The following is a 3,997-nucleotide window of genomic DNA, read 5'->3' as shown; positions in this document are numbered from 1 at the left end:
AACCCGCTGCTGTGCGAGGAGGACGGGCCCGTCTACCAGCTGCGCCGCTGGTACGAGCAGTTCTACGTCGACGTCGCCGACGTCCGGCCGGAGATGACCGACCGGTTCGAGTTCGAGATCGACACGACCCGTCCGGTGGAGTCGTGGAGGAAGGAGGTCGAGGAGAACCTCGCCCGCCGGGAGGCGCAGGGGGCCTCGGCGTGACGACCCGCCAGGACGACCGGCTGCTGGACGGCCCGCTGGTCCCGGTGGCCTGCCGCCGCTGCGCCGCCGAGGTGCTGGTGCGCAAGTCGACCTGGGAGCAGACGAGCATCCAGTGGAACGCCGCCGCGCGGGCCGCGTGCGTGGGCCTCCAGGACCCGCACGACACCTGCCCGGCGCTGCGCTCGGCGATCCAGGAGGCGGCGCTGACCGGCGCCATCAAGATCGTCGATGGTGAGCCGGCCGGGGTCCGCCCGGCCGTGGACGGAGAAGAACGATCGACGAAGAATGACCGACGAGTAATGGCCGACGAGTAATGATCGACGAGTACGGCCCGTGGGCCGTCATCGCCGGCGGCTCGGAGGGGGTCGGCGCGGCGTTCGCGCACCGCCTCGCCGACGCGGGCGTCAACCTGGTGCTGATCGCCCGCAAGCCGGGCCCGCTGGCGGAGACCGCCGAGGCCGTCCGGGCGAAGGGGGTGCGGGTCCGGACGCTGGAGCTGGACCTGGTCTCCCCCGACCCGCTGAAGAAGGTCCGCGAGGTCACCGACGGCCTGGACGTCGGGCTGCTGATCTTCAACGCGGGCGCCAACGCCTACGGCCACGAGTTCGTCACCGGCGACCTGGACCGCTTCCAGGGCGTCATCGACCTCAACATCACCGCGCAGCTCGCCTTCACGCACCACTTCGGCGCGCTGATGAAGGCGCGCGGCAGGGGCGGCCTGCTGCTGGTCGGCTCGCTCGCCGGGTACATGGGCCAGGCGCAGATCAGCGTCTACTCGGCCGCGAAGGCGTTCGGCCGCGTCTTCGCCGAGGGGCTGTGGCTGGAGATGCGCGAGCACGGGGTGGACGTCCTGGAACTCGTCCTCGGCGTGACGCGGACACCGGCGATGGAACGCGCCGGGCTCAACATGGACATGCCGGGGCTGAACGTCGCCGAACCCGACGACATCGCTCGCGAGGGGCTTTCGCACCTGAAGGACGGGCCTGTCTGGGTCGCGGGCGGGAACTACGAGGCGGCGCAGAAGCGCGCGGGCTTCCCGCGCGACCGGAAGGTGCTGGGCGCGCACGAGGCCATGAAGCGGATGCTGCCCGACCCGTCCTAGCGTGCGCGGACGCGGGCTACTTCGCTCAGGAAGAGCAACCCGCCGCGGTCTGGTCTGAGATCCACGCCTTCGCCGTCCAGGACTGACTGGCGTGCCCGCGGGTCCGCGACTTGACCTCAAGTTTGATTGAGGTTCTAGGGTTCCTCCTGATCGACGATTGGGGGCGACCATGCGGGTTGCGGGGTTCACCGAGCCGGGCGGGCCGGATGTGCTGAGGATTCTGGATCTTCCGGTGCCGGAGGCCGGGCCGGGCGAAGTGCGGGTTCGGGTGATGGCTGCCGGGGTGCAGCCGTTCGACCTGGCCGTCCGGGAGGGGTGGATGCCGCCGGGGACGCCGGAGGGCTTTCCGCGCGTGCCCGGCAACGAGTTCGCGGGCGTGGCCGACGCGGTCGGCGAGGGCGTCACGACCGTCCGTCCGGGGGACGAGGTGCTGGGCAACTGCCGGCTCAACGCCTACGCCGAGTACGTCACCGTCCCGGCCGAGGCGCTGACGGCGAAGCCCGCGAGCATGCCGTGGGAGGTGGGGGGCGGCTTCCCCGCCGCCGTCATGACCCCGCACATCGCGCTCGAGGAGATGGCGGTGGGGCCGGGCGACACCCTTCTCGTCCACGCGGCGGCGGGCGGGGTCGGCACGGTCGCCGTGCAACTGGCCCGTGTCGCGGGTGCGAGGGTCATCGGCACCGCCCGCGAGGCCAACCACGAGTACCTCCGCGCGCTCGGCGCGATCCCGGTCGCCTACGGGGACGGCCTGGAGGAGCGTGTGCGCGCGGTCGCGCCGGACGGTGTGGACGCCGCCCTGGACGGCGCCGGCGGTCACGCCCTGGACGTGTCCCTCGACCTGGTCAAGGACCGCTCCCGCATCATCACGCTGGTCGACCACGACCGTGCCGCCGGACTCGGCGTCCGGACGACGCCGCCCGAGAAGCGGTCGGCGTCGCGCGTGGCCGAGGCGGCACGCCTCTACGACGAGGGCCGCCTGCACATCCATGTGCGAGGGGTGTTTCCCTTGGAGCGCGCGGCCGACGCCCACCGGAAGGTCGCCACCGGCCACGGGCGCGGCAAGGTCGTGCTGACGACCTGACGCGTCGGCGGTCACGACGGGTCAGTGGTCACGGCGGGTCGGCGGTCACAGCGCGTCGGCGGTCACCACGGGTCGGCGGTCACGGGTCGGCGGTCACGGGTCGGCGGTCACAGGGCGTCGGGACGGCGGCCCGGGACGACGAGGCCGTGCTCGTAGGCCAGCACGACGGCCTGGACCCGGTCGCGGAGATGGAGTTTGGCGAACACGCTGCCGACATGGCTTTTGACCGTGGCCTCGGTGACGACGAGGCGCGCCGCGATCTCCTGGTTCGACAGGCCCTGGGCCACGAGGAGGAGCATCTCGCGCTCGCGCGGGGTCAGCGCGGCCAGCAGGTCCGGGGCCGGTGGGACCGGGTCGGTGCGGCCGGCGTAGTCCTCGATCAGCCGGCGGGTGATCGACGGGGACAGCAGCGCCTCGCCCCCGTGGACGACGCGGATCGCCTCCAGGAGCCGCTCGCGCGGGGCGTCCTTCAGCAGGAATCCCGACGCCCCGGCGCGCAGCGCGCCGAAGACGTACTCGTCGAGGTCGTAGGTGGTGAGGATCAGCACCCGGGGCGGACGGCCGGCTCCCCCGCGCCCACCCGCCGGCCCATGGCCCCCAGGTCGCCCGTTATCGGTAGCCGCGTTTGAGCAGGTATCTGGCACCCGCGTCGAAGCCTTCCTGGTCGAGCAGTTCGAAGCCGAAGGCGTCGGCGAGGCGGTCGGTGATGTTGAAGGCGGCGCAAACCGCCAGCGCGTCCCGCACCTGCCGGGGCGTGGCGCCGGCGGCCAGCACGTTGCGCATGTCGTCGGCGCCGACCTTGCCGTCGCGGGTCAGCTTGCCGAGCATCCGCAGCGTCTCGCGCAGCGCCTCCCCGACGGGCGCCGTCTCCAGGTCGTCCAGCACCGACGCGACCAACTGCCCGTCCTGGTAGGCACGGCTCGCCGTGGCGCTATGCGCACCGATGCAGAAGGCGGAGCCGTTCACCTTGGACACGTACGCCGCCATCAGCTCCCGGTCGCCCACGGACCAGTCGGACGGCCCGCGCATCGCCTCATGGGTGAACTCCTTGGCCCGGGCACCGTAGAAGTCGGGCCGGTAGAAGACCAGCTTGGCGGCGTCCGGCAGCGGACGTCCGGAGAACAGCCGGATGACCCCGAACAGCACCTTGGTCTTCCGGGCGTAGCCGCTGTTGAGGACGTCAAGACGCATGATCCGGCCCCTCCCCCATGGTCGCCTCGGCCAGAGCAGCCAGCCCAGCCTCGTAGAGCCGGTCGGACTGCCCCACCGCAGCGCACACCACGAGCTCGAAGACCTCGTCCTCGCTGTATCCCGCCGCTTTCGCCGCCGCCAGATCAGCGTCGCCGACCTGCGCGGGCCTGTTGACGACCTTGTCGACCAGGGCGTCCAACGGCGGGGAGAGGCCCTCGTTGCCGAAGGCACGCGCCCGCTGCTCCGGAGATGCCTTGCCTTCCGCGCTCAGCACGTGCTCGACCAGCGCCCGGTGCGCTGCTCGCTTCCTGTCGTCGTCCGGCATGGCAACCTCACTCCTCTGCGGCCGACACTCCCCTCACCCACTAGACGATCGCCACACCCCCGAACGCGACATCATCACAAGAATTCAGCCACCC

The 3,997-nt window shown here is 71.9% G+C and carries 6 protein-coding genes and 1 pseudogene; 4 read left to right on the top strand and 3 right to left on the bottom strand.

Going from position 1 to position 3,997, the window contains the following annotated elements; translation table 11 throughout:
* From ACIWVC_RS34265 to ACIWVC_RS34250, 4 genes and pseudogenes are all read left to right on the top strand, one after another.
* Positions 1–204 (top strand): annotated as a pseudogene (locus ACIWVC_RS34265) (3-ketosteroid-9-alpha-hydroxylase); the annotation flags it as partial.
* Complete coding sequence (locus tag ACIWVC_RS34260; RefSeq protein WP_396455158.1) at positions 201–518, top strand: ferredoxin; 318 nt, start codon at positions 201–203, stop codon at positions 516–518. The pseudogene ACIWVC_RS34265 and the gene ACIWVC_RS34260, both read left to right, overlap by 4 nt.
* The gene (locus tag ACIWVC_RS34255) at positions 518–1,306 is read left to right on the top strand and encodes an SDR family NAD(P)-dependent oxidoreductase (protein ID WP_396453272.1); all 789 of its coding nucleotides are present in this window, start codon (positions 518–520) and stop codon (positions 1,304–1,306) included. The genes ACIWVC_RS34260 and ACIWVC_RS34255 overlap by 1 nt, the downstream gene beginning before the upstream one ends.
* 169 nt (positions 1,307–1,475) lie before the next feature.
* On the top strand, positions 1,476–2,387 hold the full coding sequence (locus ACIWVC_RS34250; protein ID WP_396453274.1) for an NADP-dependent oxidoreductase: 912 nt from the start codon (positions 1,476–1,478) through the stop codon (positions 2,385–2,387).
* Between the two features lie 107 nt (positions 2,388–2,494).
* Here ACIWVC_RS34250 and ACIWVC_RS34245 read toward each other — a convergent pair whose 3' ends face one another.
* The 3 genes from ACIWVC_RS34245 to ACIWVC_RS34235 form a co-directional block, all read right to left on the bottom strand.
* Positions 2,495–2,935 (bottom strand): LuxR C-terminal-related transcriptional regulator, encoded by a 441-nt coding sequence (locus ACIWVC_RS34245; RefSeq protein ID WP_396453296.1) that lies wholly within the window; start codon positions 2,933–2,935, stop codon positions 2,495–2,497.
* A 61-nt stretch (positions 2,936–2,996) separates the two neighbouring features.
* Positions 2,997–3,578, bottom strand: a complete 582-nt coding sequence (locus ACIWVC_RS34240; RefSeq protein ID WP_396453294.1) for a carboxymuconolactone decarboxylase family protein — start codon at positions 3,576–3,578, stop codon at positions 2,997–2,999.
* Positions 3,568–3,903: a hypothetical protein gene (locus tag ACIWVC_RS34235; protein WP_396453292.1), complete on the bottom strand. Its 336-nt coding sequence runs from the start codon at positions 3,901–3,903 to the stop codon at positions 3,568–3,570. Before ACIWVC_RS34235 ends, ACIWVC_RS34240 begins: the two co-directional genes overlap by 11 nt.
* Between the last annotated feature and the right edge of the window lie 94 nt (positions 3,904–3,997).

This window comes from Actinomadura sp. (assembly GCF_044508335.1).
In the GTDB taxonomy this organism is placed as follows: Bacteria; Actinomycetota; Actinomycetes; order Streptosporangiales; family Streptosporangiaceae; genus Spirillospora.
Note: the sequence above shows the minus strand (reverse complement) of the source record. Positions and strands in the feature narration are given on the sequence as shown.

Excerpts from the sequence above, each read along its gene's own strand:
- ACIWVC_RS34250 (WP_396453274.1), top strand. The coding sequence starts at position 1,476 with ATGCGGGTTGCGGGGTTCACCGAGCCGGGCGGGCCGGATGTGCTGAGG.
- ACIWVC_RS34240 (WP_396453294.1), bottom strand. The coding sequence starts at position 3,578 with ATGCGTCTTGACGTCCTCAACAGCGGCTACGCCCGGAAGACCAAGGTG.
- ACIWVC_RS34255 (WP_396453272.1), top strand. The coding sequence starts at position 518 with ATGATCGACGAGTACGGCCCGTGGGCCGTCATCGCCGGCGGCTCGGAG.
- ACIWVC_RS34235 (WP_396453292.1), bottom strand. The coding sequence starts at position 3,903 with ATGCCGGACGACGACAGGAAGCGAGCAGCGCACCGGGCGCTGGTCGAG.